The organism is Micromonospora qiuiae (assembly GCF_016863555.1).
GTDB classification, from domain to species: domain Bacteria; phylum Actinomycetota; class Actinomycetes; order Mycobacteriales; family Micromonosporaceae; genus Micromonospora; species Micromonospora qiuiae.
The window spans coordinates 134,784-157,811 of the sequence record NZ_BOPC01000022.1; the positions used below are offsets into that span (position 1 = coordinate 134,784).

At 70.7% G+C, this 23,028-nt stretch carries 25 protein-coding genes; 9 read left to right on the forward strand and 16 right to left on the reverse strand.

What is annotated here, in order from left to right:
* Positions 1 to 537 precede the first annotated feature (537 nt).
* From Vqi01_RS30645 to Vqi01_RS08635, 3 genes are all read left to right on the forward strand, one after another.
* Positions 538 to 1,068 carry a hypothetical protein gene (locus Vqi01_RS30645; RefSeq protein ID WP_239098265.1) on the forward strand — a complete coding sequence of 177 codons (531 nt, stop codon included), beginning with the start codon at positions 538 to 540 and terminating at the stop codon, positions 1,066 to 1,068.
* 244 nt (positions 1,069 to 1,312) lie between these two features.
* A complete protein-coding gene (locus Vqi01_RS08630; protein WP_372444331.1) occupies positions 1,313 to 2,647 on the forward strand; it encodes a DEAD/DEAH box helicase in 1,335 nt (444 codons plus the stop codon).
* A gap of 70 nt (positions 2,648 to 2,717) precedes the next feature.
* On the forward strand, positions 2,718 to 3,338 hold the full coding sequence (locus tag Vqi01_RS08635) for a putative glycolipid-binding domain-containing protein (RefSeq protein WP_204034098.1): 621 nt from the start codon (positions 2,718 to 2,720) through the stop codon (positions 3,336 to 3,338).
* A 69-nt stretch (positions 3,339 to 3,407) separates the two neighbouring features.
* Here Vqi01_RS08635 and cds1 read toward each other — a convergent pair whose 3' ends face one another.
* Together cds1 and Vqi01_RS08645 are read right to left on the reverse strand one after the other, a co-directional pair.
* Complete coding sequence (gene cds1, locus Vqi01_RS08640) at positions 3,408 to 4,499, reverse strand: L-cysteine desulfhydrase Cds1 (RefSeq protein ID WP_204034099.1); 1,092 nt, start codon at positions 4,497 to 4,499, stop codon at positions 3,408 to 3,410.
* Positions 4,500 to 4,549: 50 nt separating this feature from the next.
* Positions 4,550 to 5,005: an Lrp/AsnC family transcriptional regulator gene (locus tag Vqi01_RS08645; RefSeq protein ID WP_204034100.1), complete on the reverse strand. Its 456-nt coding sequence runs from the start codon at positions 5,003 to 5,005 to the stop codon at positions 4,550 to 4,552.
* 269 nt (positions 5,006 to 5,274) lie between these two features.
* On the opposite strand from Vqi01_RS08645, the gene Vqi01_RS08650 reads away from it, so the two are divergent.
* A complete protein-coding gene (locus Vqi01_RS08650; protein WP_204034101.1) occupies positions 5,275 to 5,541 on the forward strand; it encodes a BldC family transcriptional regulator in 267 nt (88 codons plus the stop codon).
* Between the two features lie 93 nt (positions 5,542 to 5,634).
* Here the strand turns inward: Vqi01_RS08650 and Vqi01_RS08655 are convergent, their stop codons facing one another.
* The 3 genes from Vqi01_RS08655 to Vqi01_RS08665 are packed head-to-tail and all read right to left on the reverse strand — an operon-like array spanning position 5,635 to position 8,721.
* A complete protein-coding gene (locus Vqi01_RS08655; RefSeq protein WP_204034102.1) occupies positions 5,635 to 6,264 on the reverse strand; it encodes a UbiX family flavin prenyltransferase in 630 nt (209 codons plus the stop codon).
* 16 nt (positions 6,265 to 6,280) lie between these two features.
* Positions 6,281 to 7,261 carry a menaquinone biosynthesis prenyltransferase MqnP gene (mqnP, locus tag Vqi01_RS08660; protein WP_204034103.1) on the reverse strand — a complete coding sequence of 327 codons (981 nt, stop codon included), beginning with the start codon at positions 7,259 to 7,261 and terminating at the stop codon, positions 6,281 to 6,283.
* Entirely contained in the window at positions 7,261 to 8,721 is a 1,461-nt protein-coding gene (locus tag Vqi01_RS08665; RefSeq protein ID WP_204034105.1) for a menaquinone biosynthesis decarboxylase, read from the reverse strand. The genes mqnP and Vqi01_RS08665 overlap by 1 nt, the downstream gene beginning before the upstream one ends.
* 516 nt (positions 8,722 to 9,237) lie before the next feature.
* Here Vqi01_RS08665 and Vqi01_RS08670 point away from each other — a divergent pair.
* A complete protein-coding gene (locus tag Vqi01_RS08670) occupies positions 9,238 to 10,110 on the forward strand; it encodes an alpha/beta fold hydrolase (protein ID WP_204034106.1) in 873 nt (290 codons plus the stop codon).
* Positions 10,111 to 10,171: 61 nt separating this feature from the next.
* Here the strand turns inward: Vqi01_RS08670 and Vqi01_RS08675 are convergent, their stop codons facing one another.
* Entirely contained in the window at positions 10,172 to 10,732 is a 561-nt protein-coding gene (locus Vqi01_RS08675) for a carboxymuconolactone decarboxylase family protein (RefSeq protein ID WP_204034107.1), read from the reverse strand.
* Positions 10,733 to 10,795: 63 nt separating this feature from the next.
* Between Vqi01_RS08675 and Vqi01_RS08680 the strand changes: the two genes are divergently transcribed.
* Positions 10,796 to 11,317 (forward strand): MarR family winged helix-turn-helix transcriptional regulator, encoded by a 522-nt coding sequence (locus tag Vqi01_RS08680; RefSeq protein ID WP_204034108.1) that lies wholly within the window; start codon positions 10,796 to 10,798, stop codon positions 11,315 to 11,317.
* A gap of 112 nt (positions 11,318 to 11,429) precedes the next feature.
* Here the strand turns inward: Vqi01_RS08680 and Vqi01_RS08685 are convergent, their stop codons facing one another.
* Both Vqi01_RS08685 and Vqi01_RS08690 read right to left on the reverse strand, forming a co-directional pair.
* Positions 11,430 to 11,621, reverse strand: coding sequence for a DUF397 domain-containing protein (locus tag Vqi01_RS08685; protein ID WP_204034109.1), 192 nt, complete (start codon positions 11,619 to 11,621; stop codon positions 11,430 to 11,432).
* A complete protein-coding gene (locus tag Vqi01_RS08690; RefSeq protein ID WP_239098257.1) occupies positions 11,609 to 12,400 on the reverse strand; it encodes a helix-turn-helix domain-containing protein in 792 nt (263 codons plus the stop codon). The genes Vqi01_RS08685 and Vqi01_RS08690 overlap by 13 nt, the downstream gene beginning before the upstream one ends.
* Positions 12,401 to 12,637: 237 nt before the next feature.
* Here Vqi01_RS08690 and Vqi01_RS08695 point away from each other — a divergent pair, with 237 nt between their 5' ends.
* Both Vqi01_RS08695 and Vqi01_RS08700 read left to right on the forward strand, forming a co-directional pair.
* Positions 12,638 to 12,898, forward strand: coding sequence for a hypothetical protein (locus Vqi01_RS08695; protein WP_204034110.1), 261 nt, complete (start codon positions 12,638 to 12,640; stop codon positions 12,896 to 12,898).
* A gap of 105 nt (positions 12,899 to 13,003) precedes the next feature.
* Positions 13,004 to 13,222 (forward strand): hypothetical protein, encoded by a 219-nt coding sequence (locus tag Vqi01_RS08700; RefSeq protein ID WP_204034111.1) that lies wholly within the window; start codon positions 13,004 to 13,006, stop codon positions 13,220 to 13,222.
* A gap of 88 nt (positions 13,223 to 13,310) precedes the next feature.
* Here the strand turns inward: Vqi01_RS08700 and ccsB are convergent, their stop codons facing one another.
* The 6 genes from ccsB to hemL all read right to left on the reverse strand — a co-directional run bounded on the left by ccsB (position 13,311) and on the right by hemL (position 19,646).
* Entirely contained in the window at positions 13,311 to 14,387 is a 1,077-nt protein-coding gene (gene ccsB / locus Vqi01_RS08705) for a c-type cytochrome biogenesis protein CcsB (protein ID WP_204034139.1), read from the reverse strand.
* Between the two features lie 23 nt (positions 14,388 to 14,410).
* Positions 14,411 to 16,105: a cytochrome c biogenesis protein ResB gene (locus Vqi01_RS08710; protein ID WP_204034112.1), complete on the reverse strand. Its 1,695-nt coding sequence runs from the start codon at positions 16,103 to 16,105 to the stop codon at positions 14,411 to 14,413.
* Positions 16,105 to 16,962, reverse strand: coding sequence for a cytochrome c biogenesis CcdA family protein (locus Vqi01_RS08715; protein ID WP_204034113.1), 858 nt, complete (start codon positions 16,960 to 16,962; stop codon positions 16,105 to 16,107). Before Vqi01_RS08715 ends, Vqi01_RS08710 begins: the two co-directional genes overlap by 1 nt.
* On the reverse strand, positions 16,962 to 17,537 hold the full coding sequence (locus Vqi01_RS08720) for a TlpA family protein disulfide reductase (RefSeq protein WP_204034114.1): 576 nt from the start codon (positions 17,535 to 17,537) through the stop codon (positions 16,962 to 16,964). Before Vqi01_RS08720 ends, Vqi01_RS08715 begins: the two co-directional genes overlap by 1 nt.
* Positions 17,537 to 18,184 carry a histidine phosphatase family protein gene (locus Vqi01_RS08725; RefSeq protein ID WP_204034115.1) on the reverse strand — a complete coding sequence of 216 codons (648 nt, stop codon included), beginning with the start codon at positions 18,182 to 18,184 and terminating at the stop codon, positions 17,537 to 17,539. The genes Vqi01_RS08720 and Vqi01_RS08725 overlap by 1 nt, the downstream gene beginning before the upstream one ends.
* 124 nt (positions 18,185 to 18,308) lie before the next feature.
* Complete coding sequence (gene hemL, locus Vqi01_RS08730) at positions 18,309 to 19,646, reverse strand: glutamate-1-semialdehyde 2,1-aminomutase (RefSeq protein ID WP_204034116.1); 1,338 nt, start codon at positions 19,644 to 19,646, stop codon at positions 18,309 to 18,311.
* Between the two features lie 140 nt (positions 19,647 to 19,786).
* Between hemL and Vqi01_RS08735 the strand changes: the two genes are divergently transcribed.
* Positions 19,787 to 20,122 carry an STAS domain-containing protein gene (locus tag Vqi01_RS08735; protein WP_204034118.1) on the forward strand — a complete coding sequence of 112 codons (336 nt, stop codon included), beginning with the start codon at positions 19,787 to 19,789 and terminating at the stop codon, positions 20,120 to 20,122.
* 5 nt (positions 20,123 to 20,127) lie between these two features.
* Here Vqi01_RS08735 and Vqi01_RS08740 read toward each other — a convergent pair whose 3' ends face one another.
* Positions 20,128 to 20,697: a response regulator gene (locus Vqi01_RS08740; RefSeq protein WP_204034119.1), complete on the reverse strand. Its 570-nt coding sequence runs from the start codon at positions 20,695 to 20,697 to the stop codon at positions 20,128 to 20,130.
* Positions 20,694 to 23,028, reverse strand: a 2,335-nt coding sequence (locus Vqi01_RS08745) for an ATP-binding protein (RefSeq protein ID WP_204034120.1), incomplete at its 5' end; no start/stop codon positions are given. The genes Vqi01_RS08745 and Vqi01_RS08740, both read right to left, overlap by 4 nt.

The window sequence follows — 23,028 nt, forward strand, 5'->3', positions numbered from 1 at the left end:
GGGTCCCGCAACCCAGCCGCCACACCGGCTGTTCCGGCCGGGCACCGCCCGGAGCACGGCGCCCCGCAGCCGGCACGAGCCAGTGTCCGAGTGCCCGCGATGAGCCGGGTGAGCGTGGACGAGGCGCACGCCGTCGGAATCGGCGGCAAACCCTCGGGCGTCTACCGCTCGACGGTCGACTCGGAACCATCGGAAGCCGCCCAGCCGCCGGCACCCGAGCCCGTGGAGCCGCCGGCACCTGAGCCGGCGCCCGCGCCGACACCGCCCGTGCCCGGGCCGACACCACCGTCGCCGACACCGCCCGTTCCTGCGCCGACGCCACCGGCACCCGGGCCGTACCCGCCAGGGCCGGTGCCCGCGCCGCCGCCCGGCCCCCGTCCCACGCCACCCTCTCCCGGCCCACCCACGCCGCCCCCGGGACCACCCCTGCCGTCGCCGCCACCACCGCCGGGACCGATGCCAGCGCCGCCGTTTCCGCCTCCGCCCCTCACCGCGACCCAGAGCGTCGGAGCGGGGCCGGGCGGAGCGGGCGAGAGCGTGCCGGTACCCTCTCCCGCGCTGCCGGTCTGGCCGCCGCCGACCTCTTCCACCGGGCGGCGGGACCAGCCGTCGCCCAGCTCACCGGGGGCAGCACCGCGCCCCTCGTCCCGCCCCGGCCTGCTTCCGCCGGCACCGATGCCGGCCGGCGTCGGGCCCGGTCCGCACGGCGAGTTACCGCCGGCCGTGCCCGCGTCGACCTCGGCTCTGGCCGACCGGCGGCAGCACCCGGGCAGCGCCTCTACGCCGGACGCACCGGCTTCCGGTGGGTCCGGTCTGAGCGCGTACTACGGCGACGCGGCGAGCTCCGCCACCGTGGCGTTCCCGGCGGGCGAGGAGAATTCCGGATCACTGACCGGGCACATCCTGGCCCAGGGCTGGGCGGAGAGCGCAGGCGAGGCCTCCACCAGCACGCTCCGCGTGGTGATTGTGATGGCCATCGCACTGGCCCTGCTCGTGGGGATCAGCGTACTGGTCGTGCTGCTGGCCAACGACGCGCTGAGCAGCGTGGCCAGCGGTCCGCCCGGATAGCGGCGGGTTACGGACAAACCGGTGAGTCGGCCCACTGCCCCCGGGCGGCTCGGGCAGGTACGCGATGTTCGCCGTACACTTGTCGGTGATCATTGACCCGGCGTGCGACCGCACGCCCATGGGCGTTCTTGCGGAAGATCCGGCGGCATCGCGTCGCAGCGGGACGTCGCGAAGATGCGCCCCGCTCGAAAGGCATTTCTTGACCACCTCCGCTGATTTCAGCACGTCTTCCCTTTCCTTCGACCTGTCTGCGGGCCCACAGCCGGCCGACACCAGCGCTCGCGACGACTCGATCAGCTTCGAAACGCTCGGCCTGCCCCGGCCACTGGTCCGCGCTCTCGCCCGGCAGGGCATCGACACGCCGTTCGAGATCCAGCGGGCGACCGTACCGGACACTCTCGCCGGGCGGGACGTGCTGGGCCGCGGGCAGACCGGCTCCGGCAAGACCCTCGCCTTCGGGCTGCCGATGCTGGCCCGGATCGCCGACGGCGGGCGAGCCCGGCCGCTGCACCCGCGGGCCCTCGTCCTGGTGCCCACCCGGGAACTCGCCATGCAGGTCAACGACGCGCTGCTGCCGCTCGGCAAGGCCGTCGGCGTGTTCCTGAAGACCGCGGTCGGCGGAGTGCCGTACGACCGCCAGATCGACTCCCTGCGGCGCGGCGTGGAGATCGTGGTGGCGACCCCGGGTCGGCTCGCCGACCTGATCGCCCGTGGCGTGTGCCGCCTCGACGACGTCGAGATCACCGTGCTCGACGAGGCGGACCAGATGGCCGACATGGGCTTCCTCCCCGAGGTCACCGAACTGTTGGCCAAGACTCCGGCGGACGCGCAGCGGCTGCTCTTCTCGGCCACTCTGGACGCCGACGTGGACGCGCTGGTGCAGCGCTTCATGACCGACCCGGTGACCCACTCCACCGCACCGCCGACCGCTGCGGTGTCCACCATGGACCATCATCTGCTGCTCATCCCGCCGCGCGACAAGTTCCCGGTGACCGCGTCGATCGCCGCGCGCGCCGGCCGGACCATCGTCTTCGCCCGTACCCAGCTCGGGGTCGACCGGCTCGTCGCGCAGCTCGCGGCGGTCGGCGTACGGGCCGGCGGGCTGCACGGCGGCAAGACCCAGCGGATGCGTACCCGCACTCTGGCCGAGTTCCGCGAGGGGCGGACCAACGTCCTGATCGCCACCGACGTGGCGGCGCGGGGCATCCACGTCGACGGGATCTCGCTGGTGCTGCACGTCGACCCGCCGAAGGACTCGAAGGACTACCTGCACCGGGCGGGCCGGACCGCCCGCGCCGGTGAGACGGGCGCGGTGGCCACCCTGGTGCTGCCGAAGCAGCGCCGCACCACTCTGGCGATGCTGGAAAAGGCCGGTGTGCAGCCGGCGGAGGTTCGGGTACGCGCCGGCGACCCGGCCCTGGCCGAGCTGGTCGGAGCACGGGAGCCGAGCGGAGTGCCGGTACGCGTCGAGCCCGAGGCACCTCGCCGGCCCAGCCGGCCGAGTGGCCCGCGCCGCTTCGGCGATCGGCCCACCGGTGAACGCCGGTACGGCGGACGGCCGCGTACGCACACCCGCTGAACCATCCGTTGCGGGCGGGCTGTGCCGCATGCACTGCCCGGCCCGCCCTCGGTGGCGTAACGTCCGGCTCATGCCGAAGTCGCTGCTGTGGACCCGGATCGACACCGCTGGCGCCGAGCACGCTCTGGTCGACGACGGCCAGGGGCTCACCGCGCACGGCACCCAACTGGCCGCCGACCCGGTTCCCTACACGTGCCGCTACCGCCTGGTGACCGACCCGCAGTGGGTAAGCGTCCGCCTGGAGGTCGAGGTCGAGGGAGCCGGGTGGCGGCGCAGCGTACGCCTGGAACGGGCGACGCAGCGGTGGCGGGTGACCGCCTCCGAGCAGGGCGACCTGGACGCGGTCCTGGCCGCGGGCGGGCGCGCCCCGGCCGGATTGCCCGGCGTCGAGGACCCCGACCGGCTCGCCGACGCCCTCGACCTGGACCTGGGCGGCTCGCCGCTGTTCAACACGCTGCCCCTGCGCCGGCTCGGCCTGGCCGCCGCCCCGGCGGACACGAGCCACCGGCTCAGCGTGGCCTGGGTGCTGCTGCCAAGCCTCACCGTGCTGCCCGCCGAGCAGGTCTACACCGCCCTGGGCCCGCAGCGGTTCCGCTACGCCAGCGGCAGCTTCGCCGCCGAGATCGATGTGGACGCCGACGGGTACGTGCTGAAATATCCCGGCTTGGCGGAGCGGGCGGCGGCGCGCTAGCGGGCCGAGGTGCGGTAGCGGGCCGAGGTGCGGTAGCGGGCGGTAGGTGCGGTGGCGCGGCCGTCGGCGTCAGGCCGGCCAGGTGCCGTCGGTCAGGAAACGGTCGATGGTGGCCAGGTGGGGAGCCAGGTCGAGGCCCTGGGCGGCCACCCACTCGTCGGCGTAGTACGTGTCGACGTACCGGTCGCCCGCGTCGCAGATCAGGGTGACCACCGAGCCCGTACGCCCGGCGGCCAGCATTTCGGCGATCAGCCCGAAAGCGCCCCACAGGTTGGTGCCGGTCGACCCGCCCACCCGCCGGCCCAGCACCGCCGAGCCGGCTCGCATGGCGGCCAGTGAGGCAGCGTCCGGCACCTGCACCATTCGATCCACCACCCAGGGCAGGAACGACGCCTCCACGCTCGGCCGGCCGATCCCCTCGATCCGGGAGCCCCGCCCGGTGCGCACCGACCAGTCCGCCGCCTGCCAGGCGGGATAGAACGCGGAGTTCTCCGGGTCGACCACGCAGAGCTTCGTGGGCAGCCGCCGGTAGCGGGCGTACCGGCCGATGGTGGCGCTGGTGCCGCCGGTCCCGGCGCCGACCACCACCCAGACCGGCACGGGATGACGCTCCAGCGCGAGCTGCGCGTAGATCGACTCGGCGATGTTGTTGTTGCCCCGCCAGTCGGTGGCCCGCTCCGCGTAGGTGAACTGGTCCATGAAGTGGCCGCCGGAGTCCTCAGCCAGCCAGCGAGCCTCGACGACCACCTTCGCCGGGTCCTGCACCAGGTGGCACCGGCCGCCCTGGAACTCGATCTGGGCGATCTTCTCCGGCGAGGTGGTGGCGGGCATCACCGCGATGAAGGGCAGCCCCAGCATCCGGGCGAAGTACGCCTCGGAGACCGCGGTGGAGCCCGAGGATGCCTCCACGATCGTGGTGTCCGGCCCGATCCGGCCGTTGCAGAGCCCGTACAGGAACAGCGACCGGGCCAGTCGGTGCTTCAGCGACCCGGTGGGGTGGACCGACTCGTCCTTCAGGTAGAGATCGATCCCCCACTGTCTGGGCAGCGGGAAGGGCAGCAGGTGAGTGTCGGCGGACCGGTTCGCGTCCGCCTCGACGGCCGCGATGGCCTCGATCACCCACCGCCGGCTGGCCTCGTCGAACCGGTCAAGCTGAGTCACGCTCAGGAAGGCTACCGGGCGCTGACCGAGCGGGCCGGGGTAGCAGCGGGTCAGGAGGACGGCACCACCGGCTGCGGACGGTTCTCCCACTTGGTGGAGAGGGCGATGCTGGTCCGGGTGGAGGCGACGCCGGGCGTGCGGTTCAGCCGTACGATCAGCCGCTCAAGCTCGGCGATGGTGCCCACCCGGACCTTGAGCAGGAACGACTCGACGCCCGCCATGAAGTAACACGACTCGATCTCCGGGATCGCGCGGAACGCCTCCAGCACGTCGTCGGTGTCCGCGCCGGAATCCTCCACGACGCTGATCAGGGCCGTCACGTTCAGCCCGATGCGTTCCGGCTCGACCTCCGCCCGGTAGGCGCGGATGACACCGGCGGCTTCCAGCTTGCCGACCCGTTCGTGCACGGCCGGTGCGGAGAGTCCGACCTGACGGGCCAGTTCGGCGTACGACAGGCGGGCGTTGCCGCGGAGTAGGTCCACGAGGCTGAGGTCGATGGCGTCCACGGACTGTAGACCCTAGTCGCCGCCGCGTAACACTCGGACTCCGACATCCGTTGCACATGGCAGTGGGTTACAGCTCGCATACTCGGGGTCGAGAGGGCGGAGAGCCGCTACCATTTACTAACCTCCCACTCAGTGCGTTTTTCGCGTTTGGCGGACAGGCCAGGTCGCTGGTGCTGTAATTGCCATACGTCCCTCATGACGGCTCTGGGCTCGCACCGGCCGGGGGCAGTGTGTTCAGCCGGGGGCTTCGTCGACGCGAGGAGGGGGCTGTGGACACTGGAGATCGCCTGCTGACACCGGGTGAGGTCGCCGCGCTGTTTCGGGTTGACCCGAAGACCGTGACGCGCTGGGCGGCGGCGGGCCGGATCGGCAGTATCCGGACTCCAGGAGGGCATCGCCGGTTTCGGGAATCCGAGGTGCGGGCCCTGCTCGAGGGGGAGGGCATGCTGGAAGAGACTGACGAGATGGACCGGCCGCGAAACGCGGGCCCGGCTCCGTCGAGTGGGCCGGGACCGGCCAACGCCGGCATGTACTGAGTAATCCGGATCGGGACGCGGACCGGTCGTCAGGTCCGGTCCGCGTTCAACGTCCCAATCGTCAGGGCCGCTCCGCGTTCAGCGTCCCAATCGTCAGGGCCGGTCCGCGTTCAGCGTCCCGGTCCAGCGGTGAAACAGGGTGTGCGGCACGCCGAGTGCGTCGAGCACCTTGCCCGCCACGAAGTCCACCAGTTGGGCCGCGCTGGCGGCGGCTCCAGCGCCGTAGAAGCCGGGGCTGGCCGGCATCACCACCGCACCGGCATCGTGCAACGTGATCAGGTGCTCCAGGTGGCTGCGGGTCACCGGCGTCTCCCGGGGCACCACGACCACTCGTCGGCGTTCCTTGAGGTTCACCTCGGCGGCCCGCTGGAGCAGGTCCTTCGACAGGCCGATCGCGATGCCGGCGCAGGCTGCCGTGCTGGCCGGCACCACCACCATGCCGCGCGCCGGGTAGGAGCCGCTGCTCGGCCCGGCCGCCAGATCACCGGCGGGCCAGTGCCGCACGTCCGCGCCGTCGAGGTCACGGCCGAGCCAGGCGGCCAGGTCCTCGGACCAGTGCGCGTCACGGAACGGCCGTCCGGTCTCGTCCAGCACGGTCAACCGGGCGGCCCGGGAGACGATCAGGTCCACCGACGCACCGGCGTCGAGCAGCCCGCGAACGACCGCCGCCGCGTACGGCGTGCCGGACGCCCCGGACACACCGACCACCCATGGTTCGCGCATTCCGCCGCCCCTGCCGCTAGGCCCGCAGGCCGAGGCGGATGACCAGGTCGAGCAGGGCGAAGAGGAACAGCGCGATGCCGACGAAACCGTTGGCGGTGAAGAACGCCCGGTTGACCCGGCTCAGGTCGGTCGGCGTCACCACCAGGTGCTGGTAGCCGAAGGCGACCGCGGTCAGCGCCAACCCGATCCACCAGAGCCAGCCGAAGCCGACCAGCACGCCGAACCAGCCGAACAGCGCGAAGGTCACCACGTGCGCGACGGTGGAGGCGTGCAGCGCGAACCGCAGGCCGTACCGGGCTGGCACGCTGTGCACGCCGATCTGGCGATCCACCTCGGCGTCCTGACAGGCGTAGATCAGGTCGAAGCCGCCGATCCACAGGCCGACGGCGGCGCCGAGCAGCCAGGCCGGCCCGGAGCCGGCGAGCGTGCCGGTCACCGCCAGCCAGGCGCCAACCGGGCCGACCATCTGCGCGACGCCCAGGATGGCGTGCGGCCAGTTGGTGAACCGCTTGCCGTACGGGTAGACCACCAGCGGCACCACTGCCAGCGGCGCGAGCACCAGGCAGAGCGGGTTGAGCAGGGCGGCGGCGGCCAGGAACACCACGAGGGCGACGACCGCGCCGGTCCAGGCCGTCCGCAGACTCACCGCACCGGTGACCAGTTCCCGATTGGCCGTACGCGGGTTCCGCGCGTCGACCCGCCGGTCCAGGATCCGGTTGGCGGCCATCGCGAACGTCCGCGCCCCCACCATCGCCACCGTGATCAGGAGCAGGTCGACCCACCGCACCCGCCCCCCGTGCACGGTCATCGCCGTCAACGCCGAGAGATAAGCGAACGGCAACGCGAACACCGAGTGCTCGATCGCCACGAGCCTCAGAAACGCCCCCACCCGCCCCCGCGATCTTGCACTTGCCGTCGGGACAGAGTTGGACAGATCCGGCGAATCGGCGACCGAAAGTGCATGATCGCGGGGGTTGTCGGCGGCGGCGGTCGCCATCAGATGCCGTACTCCTTCCAGCGCTTGTCGACCAGCGAGACCACCTCGGGGGCCATGGTCATCTCCTCGGGCCAACCCCGGTGGTAGCCCTCCTCGGGCAGCTTGCGGGTGGCGTCGATTCCGGCCTTGCCACCCCAGAACTGCTGGTACGAGGCGTGGTCGAGGTGGTCCACCGGGCCCTCGGTGAGCAGCAGGTCGCGGGCATAGTCGACGTTGCCGAAGGCGCGGAAGGCGACCTCGTTGTAATCGTGCACGTCGCAGTCCTCGTCGACGATCACGATCAGCTTGGTCAGCGACATCATGTGGGCACCCCAGATGGCGTTCATCACCTTCTGCGCGTGCTTGGGGTACCGCTTACGAATAGACACGATCGCGCAGTTGTGGAAGACCCCGGCGGACGGCAGGTCGTAGTCGACGATGTCCGGGATGAGGAAGCGCAGCAGCGGCGCGAAGATCCGTTCGGTGGCCTTTCCGAGGCCGTGGTCCTCCTGCGGCGGCTTCGAGGTGACGATCGAGTGGTAGACCGGGTTCCGCTGCATGGTCATCGCCTCGACGTGCATGACCGGGAACGGTTCGACCGGGGTGTAGAAGCCGGTGTGGTCGCCGAACGGCCCCTCCGGCAGCCGCTCACCCGGCTCGATGTAGCCCTCCAGCACCACCTGGGCGTGCGCCGGCACCTGCAACGGCACGGTCAGGCAGTCGACCATCTCCACCCGCTCACCGCGCAGGAACCCGGCGAACAGGTATTCGTCGATGTCGGCGGGAAGTGGGGCGGTGGAGGCGTACGCGACCACCGGGTCGGCCCCGATGGCGACCGCCACCGGCAGCCGCTGGCCGAGCCGCTCCGCGACGGCGTGATGCGCGGTGGAGTTCTTGTGGATCTGCCAGTGCATGCCGAGTGTGTTGTGGCTGTGCTGCTGGAGTCGGTACAACCCGAGGTTCCGCTTGCCGGTCTCCGGGTGCTTGGTGTGGGTCAGCCCGAAGTTGTGGAAGATCCCGCCGTCGCCCGGCCAGACCTGGAGGCCGGGCAGCCGGTTCAGGTCGACGTCGTCACCGCGGTAGACCACCTGCTGGCAGGGAGCGGTCTTGACCTTCTTCGGCGGCATCGACTTGAGCTGCATCACCTTGCCCAGGCCGCCCATCATCCCGGAGAAGCCCACCGGCAGCTCCGGCTTGAGCATCTCGCCGATCCGGTTGCCGATCTCGTCCAGCGACTCGACACCGAGCGCCATCGCGGTCCGCTTCTCGGTGCCGAAAAGGTTGATCGCCACCGGCATCTCGCCTCGGGTGGGCTGCTCGAAGAGCAGCGCCGGCCCGCCGGCGCGGACCGTTCTGGTGACGATCTCGCTGATCTCCAGCGTCGGGTCGACCGGCACGCCGACGCGGCGTAGTTCGCCCTCGCGCTCCAGCGCCGCCAGGAAGTCCTTGAGGTCGGTGTACGGAAACCCACGAGCCGCCATGCCAGCAAGTCTCCCCCACCCCCCACCACCCCACCCACGCCGGGTGCTGTGAGATGCAAGGAAGGGCCCCCTATTAACGCCTCCGGTAGAGCAGGGGCCCCCTATTAACACCCGGCAGAGAGCGGCAATTGGGTCGCCCGCGGACACCACCTGCCGGAATGCTCTGCGATGCTTACTGCTCGACATCGGAGCAGGAGCGCAAAGTGATCACGACCGGACAAACTTTTCCCGGTACACGCGGCCGGGCCGGCTGACCTCCGCTGGCACGTACGCTTCGCTTCTCGAAGCCGTGCCGCCGGATCCCGCGGAGATCGCCCGCCCGCACACGCGACCGCGACGAACCAATCTGGCCATCGGCAGCTGAGATGCGCACCGTTTCGGCGGTGTGGCGGTATCCAGGACGCTTGGTCACCGCGATTCCGGCGGAACGGTGACGATCTTTGCAGGTGCAGCCGGAGTCCGCATGGACGGGAGCCGGCCGGGTAGTCGAGCCACCCGACGAGGCGGGAGGCGGCGATGGGTGACGGACGGGTTCCGGCGGGGTTCACCGAGCAGCGTGCGCAGATCGGCGACGTCGCCGTCAACTACGTCCGGGGCGGCAGCGGGCCCACGCTGGTGCTGCTGCACGGGTATCCGCAGACCTGGTACATGTGGCGTCACGTGCTGCCGGAGCTGGGGCGATCGTTCGAGGTGATCGCCCCGGACCTGCGGGGCTTCGGCGGCAGCGACGCCCCGCCCGGCGGCTACGACAAGAAGACCCTCGCCGGTGACCTGCACGGGCTGCTCAGCAACCTGGGCCTGGACCGCGACCTCCGGCTGGTCGGCCACGACGTCGGGACCATGGTCGCGTACGCGTACACCGCAGCGCACCCGGACCGGGTGAGCCGGCTGGTGCTCAGCGAGGCGCCGATCCCCGACGAGAGCATCTACACCTTTCCGGCGCTGACCGCCGCCGGCCCGGCGGTGTGGAACTTCGGGTTCTTCAACCTGACCAACGGGCTGCCTGAACAACTCGTCGCCGGCCGCGAGGCGCTCTGGGTCGACCGGTTCACCGACTCGCTGATGATCCGCAAGGGCAGCCTGGACGCGGCGGACATCGAGGAGTACGCCCGGCACCTGCGCGACGAGGCTCACCTGCGGGCGAGCTTCGAGTGCTTCCGCGCGTTCGCGCAGGACATCGCGGACAACGCCGAGTACCGAAAGTCGATGCTGGCCATGCCGGTGCTCGCTATCGGCGCACAGGCGAGCCTCGGCGGCCAGGTGGCCGAACAGGTCCGCCGGTACGCCAACTCGGTGACTGGTGAGGTCGTCAAGGACAGCGGCCACTGGCTCTTCGAGGAGCAACCGGCCGAACTCACCGCCCTCCTCCTGCCCTTCCTGAATGCCTGACGGAAAGGAAGGGCCCCTTTTTAACGCCTGCGGTAGAGGAAGGGCCCCCTTTTAACATTCCTCACGCTGCCGGCTCCCAGGCGTACGCGGCCACGGGCGGGTCCAGCGGCGCCCGGGTGAGCCGGTTGGCGAAGGTGGAGATGGTGTAGGTGCCGACGCCAAGCACCACATCCAGGGCGTGCCGGGGCTGGTAGCCGGCGGCAAAGAAGGCGGAAAGCTCCTTGTCGGGTACCGCGCCCCGGTGGTCGAGCACTGCGTGGGTGAAGCGCCGCAGCGCCTCCAGCCGCTCGTCGCGCAGGGGCGCGTCGGCGCGGAGTGCGTCGATCAGATCAGGTGCGCCGCCGTGCCGGGTCAGGGTGGCGGTGTGCATGGCGACGCAGAGGTGGCACTCGTTCCGAACGGCGACTGTCAGTACCACGACCTCCCGCTCGACCGCGTTCAGCCCGCAGTTCTCGAAGATGCCGTTGACGGTCAGGAAGCCGTTGAGCAGTTCCGGTGACTCGGCCATCAGGCCGACCGCGCCGGGCAGGTGGCCGAGCGCGCGGCGTACGCCGTTCATGGTGGACCGGGCGGCCTCTGGCGCGGTGTCGGTGGTGTGGACGGTGAAGACGTGCTTGGACATGACACGGTCCTTGCCGTAGCTTGGTCAACGTGGTTGACCAAACCGTAAACCAGGTTGTCGAACTTGGCAACGCCTGACCCGGGAGCGTCTGACCCACAGACGCCTGACCCGCAGACGCCTGACCCGCAGCGGCCCGGCTTCCTGCTGCCCCTGCTGCTGCTGGCCGGCTTCCGTACCCTCATCGACGACCTGCACGCCGAACTGGCCCGGCAGGGCCACGCGGAGCTGCGCCCGCTGCACGGCTTCGTGCTCCAAGCCGTCGGCGCCGAGGGCACCACCGCCTCTGAGCTGGGCCACCGGCTGGGCGTCTCCAAGCAGGCTGCCGGCAAGACCGTGGACCGGCTGGTCGCCCTCGGTTACCTGGAACGCGTCGACGATCCGCACGACGCTCGGCGCAAGCTGGTACGACTGACTCCGCACGGCCTCGACGGCCTGCATCGGTCTGCGGTCATCTTCGACGAGTTGCGGCAGCGCTGGGTAGCCATCCTCGGCGCGGAGCGAGTCGCCGCGCTGGAGGACGACCTGCGTACCGTCACCCCCGCCAACTGGTTCCGGCTCGACGTACCCGGCTGGTTCGCCGGCTGACCCCTCGGTCAGCCCCGGCCGATCCCGGCTGACGCCGTTCCGGCAAGGTGGCGGTATCAGGTGCCGGTTACCGCGATTCCGGCGAAACGGCGAGGATCTTCCGCTCGGCCGGTCAGTGGCTGCGGGTCGAGGCCACGAAGGTGCGCCAGGCCGCCGGGCCGAAGATGAGCACTCCGCCGTCGCGGTCCTTGCTGTCCCGTACCGCGACCAGGCCGGGCAGATTGTCCGCCACCTCGACGCAATCTCCGCCGTTGGTGCTGCTCCGGGTGCTGGTACGCCACCGGGCACCGGTCAGCTCCGCCATGACTCCGCCACCTCCGTCAACAACTCGATCGACTGCTGGGGCGGCAACGCCTCGCCCTGGATCGCCTCCCAGGAGGCCCGGATCGCCAGCACGTCCTCGGTGTGGTCGATCACCTGACCCTTGAGCTGATCATCCAGGTATGCGACGTCCTCCCCACCGGGAAGGGTAGCCAGCACGAAGGCCCCGGCGACACCCGGATATGCACCGACCGAGGCGGGCACCACATGCAGCCGTACCCGGGGCTGTTCGACCGCCAGCTTCACCAGCCGGCGCACTTGCTCGCACATCACCAGCGGGCCGCCGACCGGGCGGCGCAGCACGTGCTCGTCCAGCACCGCAACGAGCTGCGGTGGATTTTCACCGGTCAGCACCGCCTGCCGGGCCAGTCGCGCCGAGGCCCGCCGCTCCACCTCCTCCTCGTCATAGAGACCGATGCTGCGGAACAGCGCGCGGGCGTACGCCGAAGTTTGCAACAGGCCCGGCACCACCGTGTTCTGGAACGAGCGGAGCACGGTGGCCTGCCGCTCGTTGGCCTCCCAGTCGCGCATCCACTGTGGCGACCCGAGCCGGGCCAGCAGCCGGGTGAACGCGCCGCCGGTGTCGAGCGCGACGTCCGCCCGCTCCCAGAAGCCCGGCGGCGGTTTACGCGCCTCCGTCTCCACCATGGCCACGGTCGACGGCGAATAGTTGATCGCTCGGGCCAACTCCTCCTGGGTCATCTTCCGCGCCGCCCGCATGTGCCGCAGTTCCTCGATCAGCATCCGCGACCGCTCATCCATGCACACCACTCCTCACCAGCACAGACCGCGTTTCTCACGGCCTTCACCGTTGCCCGCGCCCACCGCACGGGGCGACCGGATGCCTTCCGACAGTAGTCGTCTGCTCACCAGACTGTGCACATCGGAACCGCCCGGATCCGCGCCAAAAGGACGGGTGGAACCGAAGCGGGGCCGTCCGGCACGTCGGCGACGGACGGCCCCGCCTCCAACCGGGAACCCCGCAGCGGAGGTACGCAGATGACGTCGCAGTCCCACCTGCCGCTCCGGCCGCTCTGGCTGTGCCGGGCCTGCGCCGCGCCCTGGCCCTGCGCGTCCGCCCGGCTCACCCTGCTGACCGACTACCGGAACGACCGCATCACCCTGTCCATCTACCTCGCCGCGAGGCTGTACGACGCCGTCGAGGACCTGTACCGCCTCGACCCGCAGAACGTGCCGAAGCCCGCCGCCCTGCACGACCGCTTCCTCGGCTGGGCCGCCCCCCGCACCCCCCGGCGCTGAACCGGTCTCGGCGGGCGAGATGCATGTGGTCGCTGACGCACGCCGTGGCAGTGGAACAACTCACCGAAACTGGCTGCCCGGTCGTGCCGGTGCCAGGCTGGCGCCATGTCGGATGCGTACGTGGTCGGCGAGCCGGACGGGCTGTCGCCGTTGCAGGTCGAGTTGCGGGACGCCATCGCTCGGGAACTGCACGCCCAGCTGGCGCTGCGGTCGGAGCGGATCGAACTGGCCGACGTGCCGGAGGTCGCCTACCAGGTCACCCTCCGGGTGAGCGAGACGCTCCGGCACCGACCCGCATCGACCGTCCGTCAGTCGCCGAAGTAGAGGCGCGCAGGGTCGACGAGAATCACGTCGGGACGGCCGCGGCTGGCCGTACGCAGGTCATCGGTGGCCCTCGGGCCGCCGATCACGGTCAGAGGCCGCCGTAGGAGTGCAGGCCCTCGAAGAAGATGTTCACGCCGAAGAGGTTCATCAGCACGGTGAGGAAGCCGAGGATGGCCAGCCAGGTGGCGACGTTGCGCCGCACGCTCGGCGTGGCGCGGGCGTGCAGGTAGCCGGCGTACACCACCCAGGAGATGAAGGCCCAGGTCTCCTTCGGGTCCCAGCCCCACGGCCGCCCCCAGGCCGCCTCGGCCCAGATCGCCCCTGCGATCACCGCGAAAGTGAAGATCGGGAACGAGAAGGCGTGCAGCACGAAGGTCAGCCGCTCCAGGCTGGCCGCCGCCGGCAGCCGCTTGGCCAGGGTGTACGGGAAGCTGCGCTTGCCCTGCTCGTAGCCGGCCCGCATCAGGTACGCCACCGCCGGCACCACGCCCAGCAGGAACAGCCCGGAGGCGAAGACGATGGTCGAAACGTGCACGATGAACCAGTACGAGTTGAGCGCTGGCACCAGCGGCACGATCGGCGTGTAGAGCACCAGCTCGGCGGTGGCCACCAGCAGCACCATGACCAGGGTCAGGAAGAGCCCGAGCCGGCGCAGCGAGGGCACCTTCACCAGCACCGCCAGCCAGGCGGCGACCCCGATGAACGAGACCGTGAGCACGAACTCGTACATGTTGCCCCACGGCATCCGGTCCGCCGCGAGACCGCGGGTGACCAGCGCGACCAGGTGCAGCGCGGCGCCGAGGGCGGTCAGCCCGACCGCGATCCGGCCGGCCAGTTCGGCCCGTTGCGCCGTACGCCAGGCCGGGTCGGCTGCGACGCCGATCGCCGGCACCGCCTCTCCGACCGCCACCGGGCCGCCGATCGCGCCCGTCGAAGGGCCGACCACCGCACCACCGTCGGCCACGCCGATCACCGCACCACCGGCCGTGCCCGCCGAAGCGTCGGCCGCCGAGCCGCCGATCGCCGCGCCCACCAGTTCGCGGGCGGGTGCCGCGACGGCCCGGGCCCGCGAGGCGCCGAGGGCGTACTCGACGGCGTGGCTGATCATCGCCAGCAGGTACACCATGGTGGCGATCGACACCACCTGATCGGAGAGTGCGGACATCACTCGGTCGGAGAGTGCGGACATCACTCGGCTCCTTCTCGCGCCTCGGCGCTCGCCCCGGCTCCGGTGCCGGCCGGCGCTCCGGCCCCGGTCGCGGCCGGCGTCTCGGCCCCGGTCGCGGCATCGGCCCGCCGGCCGCCGATCGCGGACACCAGCTCGGCGAACTCGTCAGCAAAACCGGGATGTTCGGTACGCGGCAAACCCGCCACCTCGACCAAACTACTACCGTCCGTCGGAGACCCACTGGCGGGGTCGCCGGAACCGGCCGGCAGCACCCGCGCGAAGACCCGCCGACGCCGGACGAAGAGCGAACCCATCAACCCGAGCACCAGTCCGACGGAGCTGACCAGCAGCAGCGTCGCGCCCGGGTCGTGGCGCACGGACAGGACGATGTACGGCTCGGTGCCCAGGAACTCGACCACGGTGCCGTCGTCCAGCGTCCAGCTCTCCCCCACCCGCAGCTCCTTCGTGCCGATCTCGGTGAGACGGCCGTTGCGGAGCTGCCGCTGGTCGAGCTGGTAGACCGAGCCGGGGATGCCGCCGTCCAGGCCCAGGTTGCCCCGGTAGGCCACCAGGCCGAGCAGCGGGTTCTGCTCGGCCGGGTGCTCCGACCGGGTGAACGGGGGTTCCTGTGGGGCGGTCGGCAGGTAGAGGCCGGAGAAGGCCACCTGGAGATTCGGGTCCCGCTCGCCGGTGTCCGGGTTGACGTTGGCGTCGGGGAAGGCGGCCAGCCCTTCACTGGTCAGCCCGATGTCGCCGCTGTTGAGGAAGGGCACGGCGCTGTGCTGGCTGTTGCCGAACCGGTCGGTGTAGCGGATCACCGGGGCGTACCCGTGCCCGAGCAGGTAGACGTTCGCGCCGTCGAGCCGCAACGGCGAGTTGACCGAGAACTCCGCCGGGCGGGGCGAACCGCCGTCCTCGTCGACGGTCACCTTTGCGTTGTAGGACGAGGGCTGGCCGCTGGGCAGGAACCGGGCGTCGAATTCGTCCAACCGCATGCAGAACCCGGGCAGGTCGTCGCCGACGCGCGGACCGAACGACGCCTCGGCGTACTGCTGACCGGTGTTGCAGAAGACGTGATCCGCGCCGGCGACGAGCAGCCGGTTGCCGTGCCAGCCGTACCAGGAGCCGAGCGCCACACCGACCAGCACCACCACCATCGAGGTGTGGAAGATCAGGTTGCCGGTCTCCTTGAGGTAGCCCTTCTCGGCGGAGACCTCGTCGCCGCGGACCACCACCCGCCACCGTCGGCGCCGCAGCGTCTCGGCGACCGCTGCCGCTCCGCCGTCCGGCGCGGGCAGCACCGCGTGTTGCGGCAGCCGTTCCAGCCGTCTTGGTACGGCCGGCGGGCTGGCGCGCAGCGCCCGGACGTGATCGCGCAGCCGGGGCGTGATGCACCCGATCAACGAGGTGAACAGCAGCAGGTAGATCGCGGAGAACCAGACCGAGCTGAACGCCTCGAACGCGCCGACCCGGTCCAGCCACGGAGCCAGGTCCGGGTGTGCGGTGTAGAAGTCGCGCACGTCCTCCGGGTTGACGCCGCGCTGCGGCAGCACCGAGCCGGGGATGGCGGCGACCGCGAGCAGGAAGAGCAACACCAGTGCGGTACGCATGCTGGTCAGCTGCCGCCACGAGTTGCGCAGCAGGGCCAGCAGCGGGTTGGGGCGGCGCCGGGGTGCCGCAGCCGGCGCGCTCGGCCGGTCGTCCACGGCGGTCATCAGATGCTCACCTCGCCGGTGCCGAAGGTGGTCTGCAGCCAGATCACCACGTTCGTCCAGCCGCCGGTGACCAGCGCCAGGCCGATCATGATCAGCAACACGCCGCCGATCCGGGTGACCCAACGACTGTGTCGTCGTACCGTCCGGAACACGCCGAGCAGGCGCTCGAAGCCCAGCCCGAAGAGGATGAACGGGATCCCCAACCCGAGGCAGTACGCCACGGCCAGCACCACCGCCCGGTCCATCTGCCCGCTGGTGGTGGCCATGCCGAGCACGGCGGCCAGGGTGGGCCCGGTGCACGGGATCCAGCTCAGCGCGAACACCGCGCCCAGCACCGGAGCGCCAGCCAGGCCGGCCGCGGGCAGCCGGTTGATCCGGAACTCACGCTGGAACCCGGGCAGCATCCCGAGGTAGCCCAGCCCGAGCACGACCACAAGACCGCCGATGGCGATCTCCAGCGCCCGCTCGTAGTCGAAGAAGACGCGGCCGATGCCGCTGAACAGGACGGCGGTGGCGGTGAAGACGGCAGTGAAGCCGGCGATGAAGAGCAGCGTCCCGGCGAGCACCCGGCCCTTCACCGTCCGGCGGGCCGGGGCGTGCTCACGTACCGCCGTACCCATACCGCCGGCGGTGTTAACAGGGGGCCCTTCCTCTACCGCAGGCGTTAATAAGGTGCCCTTCCTTGCACCTCGGCGTTCGAGGTCGGCACCGGCGAGGCCGGTCACGTAGGAGAGGTAGCCGGGCATCAGTGGGAGTACGCAGGGCGACAGGAAGCTGACCAGGCCGGCCAGGGCGGCCGCACCCACCGCCAGCAACAGCGGGCCCGAGGTGGCGAGCTGGCCGAACGTCTCGCCCATCAGCGCTGGCCGGCCGGGGCGGGCGACTCTGCGGCGACCCGCTCGACGATGGGTTGCAGGCCCTCCTGCCGGACCGCCGCCCGGATCACGGTGGCGATCCGACCCTCCCGGTCGAGGACGACGGTGGCCGGGACGGTGTTCGGCGGGACGTCCATGGCGAGCGCGAGGCGGCTGCCCGGGTCGAAGATGCTCGGGTAGCTGACCCGGCCTTCCTCGAAGGCGATCGCCTTGTCCCGGCTGTCCTGCACGTTGATGCCGAGGAAGGTCACCCCGGAGTCCTTGGTCGCCTGGTAGGTGCCCTCCAGGTCGTCGGCCTCCGCCCGGCACGGCGCGCACCAGGAACCCCAGAAGTTGACCACGACGACCTGACCACGCTGCTCCGCCACGTCGTACGACCCGCCCTTGAGCAGCTCACCCACGATTTTGGGGGCGGCCGAGCGCTGCTCCGGGCGGCATTCCACGATGCCGTCGACGTTGTCGCACTCCGGCTTCCCGCCGTCGCCGAAGCAGCCGGTCAAAAGCAGCGTGGCGGTCACGGCGGCGAACAGGCCGGCGGCCAACCTCCGGGCAGCCATCAGGCTCCCTTGGCCGTCCGCCCGGTCGGCGACATCGCCACCAGGTGCGCGGCGGGTTCGGAATAGCCGATGCCGACGACCTTGGCGCCGTCGAAGTGGAAGGTGGTGAGGGAGGCCAGCCCGCACTGCCGGCGGCGCGGGTCGTGCCAGAGCCGCTTGCGCTCGACGTGCCGACGCAGCGTCCAGATCGGCAACTGGTGTGAGACGAGCACGGCCTCGCGTCCCTCGGCGGCGACCCGGGCGGCGTGCAGGGCGGCGAACATCCGCTCGGCGATCGCGCGGTACGCCTCACCCCAGGATGGGGTGAGCGGGTCGCGCAGCACCCACCAGTTGCGCGGGTCGCGGAAGGAGCCGTCGCCGGGCGAGACCTTCTTGCCTTCGAACCAGTTGGCGCTCTCGATCAGTCGCTCGTCCACGCCGACGGGGAGCCCGAACTGGGCGGCGACGGGTTCGGCGGTCTGCTGGGCGCGTTCCAGCGGGCTGGCCACCACATGCACGATTTCACGGTCGGCGAGCCCCTGCGCGGCGGCCTTGGCCATCTGGACACCCAGCTCGCTGAGGCGGAACCCGGGCAGTCGGCCGTAGAGGATGCCGTCCGGGTTGTGCACCTCGCCGTGCCGAAGCACGTGGACCACCGTCTTACTCACGGCTGCGCCCCCTTCGTTCGCGACTGCGGGGCTCGCAAAACCGGCTCACTCCTCGCGCTCACCGGGCTTATCTCCGTTCGCGACTGCGGGGCTCGCAAAACCGGCTCACTCCTCGCGCTCACCGCTACCCCCCGTGACCTGCCGCTGCCGCCGCATTGGCCGCCGCCGGCAGGGCGGCGGCGATCTGCTCCAGGGCGGCATCGTCGATCGCCGCCGAGACGAACCAGGACTCGAAAGCGCTCGGCGGAAGGTACACCCCGGCGGCGAGCATCGCGTGGAAAAACGCCCTGAACGCGGGCACCTGCTGGGTCCGGGCGCTGTCGTAGTCGACCACGTCGGCATCGGTGAAGAAGATCGAGAACATGTTGCCCGCGTACGACAGCCGGTGCGGGACCCCGGCGGCGGCCAGCGCGTCGGCGGCGAGCTTGCCCACGACGGCGGCGGTGTCGTCCAGCCGGCGGTAGAGCGCGTCGTCGGCCAACCGCAGGGTGGTCAGCCCGGCCGCGCAGGCCAGCGGATTACCGGAGAGGGTGCCGGCCTGGTACACCGGGCCGGCGGGAGCCAGCCGCGACATGATCTCCGCGCGCCCGCCGAACGCCGCGGCGGGCAGCCCACCACCCATGACCTTGCCGTACGTCCACAGATCCGCGTCGACCGGGTCGAGGCCGTGCCAGCCGGAGCGGGACACCCGGAAGCCGGTCATCACCTCGTCGACGATGAGCAGGGCGCCGTGCGCATGGGCGATCCGGGCCAGCTCGCCGTTGAACCCGTCGCGGGGGGCGACGACGCCCATGTTGCCCGGCGCCGCCTCGGTGATCACGGCGGCGATGTGCTGGCCCTCGGCGGCGAACGCTTCCTCGACCGCGGCGATGTCGTTGTACGGCAGCACGATGGTCTCGCCGGCCGCCGCGCCGGTGACGCCGGGAGAGTCGGGCAGCCCGAGGGTCGCCACGCCGGAACCGGCCGAGGCGAGCAGCGCGTCGACGTGCCCGTGGTAGCAGCCGGCGAACTTGATGATCTTCGAGCGACCGGTGTGGCCGCGGGCCAGCCGGATCGCCGACATGGTCGCCTCGGTGCCCGAGTTGACCAGCCGGACCTGCTCGACCGGGGTGCGCTCGACGATCTCGGCGGCCAGCTCGACCTCGCCCGGGGTCGGCGTACCGAAGCTGGTGCCCTTCGCGGCGGCGGCCTGCACGGCGGCCACCACCTCGGGGTGGGCGTGGCCGAGAATCAGCGGACCCCAGGAGCAGACCAGGTCGACGTAGCGCCGCCCGTCGGCGTCGTGGAGCCAGGGCCCCTCACCCCGGACCATGAAGCGTGGTGTGCCGCCGACCGCCTGGAAGGCGCGCACGGGGGAGTTCACCCCGCCCGGCACGATGGCGCGAGCGCGGTCGAACAGGGCCGCTGAGGCCGGCGCGTCGACCGGGTAACGGTCGGAGCCGGCGGAAAACACCTCGGTCACGATGTGGCCATTGTGTCAGCGCCTGATCGCGGATCGGCAGGTACCCCTGATCGGGGTTACCCGGCTCACCTGCGGCACGCCGATGGAGCGACCGCTCGCCTCGACAGGCCGGGCGTGCGAGATCGCGATAGGCTGGCCAGGTGGATCGTGCCGAACTGTCCATCACCGTACACCGGGCTGGCGACGAAGCCGTGTTACGCCTCGCCGGTGAGATCGACATGCTCACGGCCACCCAGCTGTCGACCATCGTCAATGAGATTCTCGCCGAGCCGCCGCCGCGGATCGTGCTCGACCTCGGCGGAGTCACCTTCTGCGACTCGCAGGGCCTGGGGACGCTGGTGGTCCTCAGTCGCAAGGCCAGTCACTCGCAGAGCCTGCTGATCCTGACCAACGTCGGCGACTTCCTGCTCCGCGTCCTGGACATCACCGGCCTCCGCAGCGCCCTGATGATCCGCAACAACACCCACACCCCCTGACCGGGCTAGTCGGGGGTGGGGCCCCAGCGGGCCTGTTCCAGGAGGGCTAGAGCGCGGGAGATCGCGTCGGGTTCGGGGGCGTCCTCGTTGGTGCGGAGGAGGGTGGTGGCCTCGTCGACCGCGTCGGAGAGCAGCCGCCACTGGGCATCGCGTTCCCGCACCATCTCCGACTGCACCGCCAGCTGCCGGGTCTTGGTCCACAACTCGACGAAGACGGACACCTTGGCACGCAGCACCCAGGGATCGAAGGGCTTGGTCAGGTAATCCACGGCCCCGACCGCGTAGCCGCGCAGGGCCAGTTGGGCGTCCCGGTCGGCGGCGGTCAGAAAGATGATCGGTACGTGCCGGGTACGCTCCCGCCGCTTGATGTGGCTGGCCGTCTCGAAGCCGTCCATGTCCGGCATCTGGGCGTCCAGCAGGATCACCGCGAAGTCGTCGACCAGCAGCTGCTTCAGCGCCGCCTCCCCGCTCTCCACGGCGACCGACTGCACCGGCAGACCCTGGAGGATCGCCTCCAGTGCCATCAGGTTCTCCCGGCGGTCATCGACCAGCAGCGCCTTCGCCACCTGCGTCACGAGCCCTCCTCGGTTCGGCTGCCACTGATCCAGGAGCCCATCAACTCGATCAGCTCGTCCAGGTCTACCGGCTTGGTGATGTAGTCGCTGGCCCCGGCCGCGATCGCCGACTCCCGGTCACCGGGCATCGCCTTGGCGGTCAGGAAGACGATGGGCAGTTCCGCGAAACGGTGGTTGCGCCGGATCTGCCGGGTCGTCTCGTACCCGTCCTGATCCGGCATCATGGCATCCATCAGGACGATGTCCACCTCGGGGTGCTCGGCCAGCAGGCGTACCCCGTCGTTCCCGTTGTCCGCGTAGAGCACGGTCATGCCGTGCAGTTCCAGCGCGCTGGTCAGGGCGAAGACGTTACGCACGTCGTCATCGACGATCAGCACGGTGGCCCCGTCCAACTGGCGGGTCGTCGGCACCTCCGGCCGTTCCGGCATCAGCTCCACCGGCGGCATCAGCAGCGACGAGGGCAGACCGGCCCGCTGCGGCGAGGGTGGTGCCGGCGCTACCACCGCGTCCGGTGCCAGCACGTCGGGCAGGTAGAGAGTGAACGTCGAGCCCTGGCCGGGCGCCGAGCTGACGGTGATCGTACCGCCGATCAGCCGGGCCAGATCCCGGCTGATCGACAGGCCCAGCCCGGTGCCGCCGTAGCGGCGGCTGGTGGTGCCGTCAGCCTGCTGGAACGCCTCGAAGATCAGCGACAGCTTGTCGTCGTAGATGCCGATCCCGGTGTCGATCACCGTGAACGCGATCACCTGCCGGGCGTTGGTCAGCGCCGGTACGTCGAAGACCGCGTGCTCCGGCGCCCGGGAGATGCGCAGCGTGACCGCACCGTTGTCGGTGAACTTGACCGCGTTCGACAGGAGGTTGCGCAGGACCTGCTGAAGGCGCTGGGCGTCGGTGACCACCGCAGGCGGCAGATCCTTGCTGATCCGCACCTGGAAGTCCAGGCCCTTCTCCTCGGCCTGCGGGGCGAACGCCTGCTCGACATAGCTGCGGATTTCCGTGAACCGGACCTCGGTCGGCTCCACATCCATCCGGCCCGCCTCGATCTTGGACAGGTCCAGGATGTCGTCGATCAGCGAGAGCAGGTCGGAGCCGGCGCTGTGGATCGTGCGGGCGAACTCGATCTGCTTCGGGGTCAGGTTGCGCTCCGAGTTCTCGGCGAGCAGCCGGGCCAGCAGCAGCAGCGAGTTCAGCGGCGTACGCAGCTCGTGGCTCATGTTCGCCAGGAACTCGGACTTGTACGCCGAGGCTCGGGTGAGCTGCTGCGCCTTGTCCTCCAGGCCGAGCCGGGCCAGTTCGATCTCCCGGTTCTGGGTCTCGATGTTCGCCTTCTGCTCGGACAGCAGCTTGGCCTTGTCCTCCAGCTCGGCGTTGGTGCGCTGCAACTCCGCCGACTGCTCCTGCAACTCGTGCGCCAGTCGCTGGGACTGGGAGAGCAGTTCCTCGGTACGGCGGTTTGCCTGGATGGTGTTGACCGCGATGCCGATGGTGGCGACCAGCCGCTCCAGGAAGGCGAGGTGCAGCTCGGAGAAGGGGGTCACGCTGGCGAACTCGATCACGCCGAGCATTTCGCCCTCGAAGAGAACCGGCAGCACGACCAGGTCCTGCGGCGGGGTGTCGGCCAGTCCCGACCGCAGCGTGATCCGGCTGTCCGGCGCCGCGCCGAGCCGGATGGTGCGCCGGGAGAGCGCGCTCTGCCCGACCAGCCCCTCGCCCGGCCCGAAGGTCACATCGTGTCCGCGCGACACGTAGCCGTACGACGCGGTCAACCGCAGCCGCATCACTCCCTCGGAGTTGTCCGCCAGGAAGAACGCGCCGAGCTGCGCGTCGACCAGTGGCGTCACCTCCATCATGATCATCCGGCAGACCTCGCCGAGGTCGCGCTGGCCCTGGAGCAGACCGCCGATGCGGGCCAGGTTGGAGTCGAGCCAGCCCTGCTCGGCGTTCTTGTGGGTGGTCTCCCGGAGCGTGACGATCATCTGGTTGATGTTGTCCTTCAGGTCGGCGACCTCGCCCTGCGCCTCCACCGCGATCCGCTGGGTGAGGTCGCCCCGGGTCACCGACGTCGAGACCTGGGCGATCGCGCGCAGCTGGGTGGTCAGGGTGGAGGCGAGCTGGTTGACGTTCTCGGTGAGGTCCCGCCAGGTGCCGGAGACACCCTTGACCTGGGCCTGACCGCCCAGCTTGCCCTCGATGCCGACCTCGCGGGCCACCCGGGTCACCTCGTCGGCGAAGGACGAGAGCTGGTCCACCATCGTGTTGACGGTGTTCTTCAGCTCCAGGATCTCGCCCTGCGCGTCAACAGTGATCTTCTGCGACAGGTCGCCGTTCGCG

Bases quoted from the DNA above. Each gene is read 5' to 3' on its own strand.
- Vqi01_RS08720 (WP_204034114.1), bottom strand. From the start codon at position 17,537: ATGGCTGCCCGGAGGTTGGCCGCCGGCCTGTTCGCCGCCGTGACCGCC.
- Vqi01_RS08700 (WP_204034111.1), top strand. From the start codon at position 13,004: ATGTCGGATGCGTACGTGGTCGGCGAGCCGGACGGGCTGTCGCCGTTG.
- mqnP (WP_204034103.1), bottom strand. From the start codon at position 7,261: ATGGCGACCGCCGCCGCCGACAACCCCCGCGATCATGCACTTTCGGTC.
- Vqi01_RS08665 (WP_204034105.1), bottom strand. From the start codon at position 8,721: ATGGCGGCTCGTGGGTTTCCGTACACCGACCTCAAGGACTTCCTGGCG.
- ccsB (WP_204034139.1), bottom strand. From the start codon at position 14,387: ATGTCCGCACTCTCCGATCAGGTGGTGTCGATCGCCACCATGGTGTAC.
- Vqi01_RS08685 (WP_204034109.1), bottom strand. From the start codon at position 11,621: ATGGCGGAGCTGACCGGTGCCCGGTGGCGTACCAGCACCCGGAGCAGC.
- Vqi01_RS08635 (WP_204034098.1), top strand. From the start codon at position 2,718: ATGCCGAAGTCGCTGCTGTGGACCCGGATCGACACCGCTGGCGCCGAG.
- Vqi01_RS08655 (WP_204034102.1), bottom strand. From the start codon at position 6,264: ATGCGCGAACCATGGGTGGTCGGTGTGTCCGGGGCGTCCGGCACGCCG.
- Vqi01_RS08670 (WP_204034106.1), top strand. From the start codon at position 9,238: ATGGGTGACGGACGGGTTCCGGCGGGGTTCACCGAGCAGCGTGCGCAG.
- Vqi01_RS08710 (WP_204034112.1), bottom strand. From the start codon at position 16,105: ATGACCGCCGTGGACGACCGGCCGAGCGCGCCGGCTGCGGCACCCCGG.
- Vqi01_RS08695 (WP_204034110.1), top strand. From the start codon at position 12,638: ATGACGTCGCAGTCCCACCTGCCGCTCCGGCCGCTCTGGCTGTGCCGG.
- Vqi01_RS08675 (WP_204034107.1), bottom strand. From the start codon at position 10,732: ATGTCCAAGCACGTCTTCACCGTCCACACCACCGACACCGCGCCAGAG.
- Vqi01_RS08715 (WP_204034113.1), bottom strand. From the start codon at position 16,962: ATGGGCGAGACGTTCGGCCAGCTCGCCACCTCGGGCCCGCTGTTGCTG.
- Vqi01_RS08690 (WP_239098257.1), bottom strand. From the start codon at position 12,400: ATGGATGAGCGGTCGCGGATGCTGATCGAGGAACTGCGGCACATGCGG.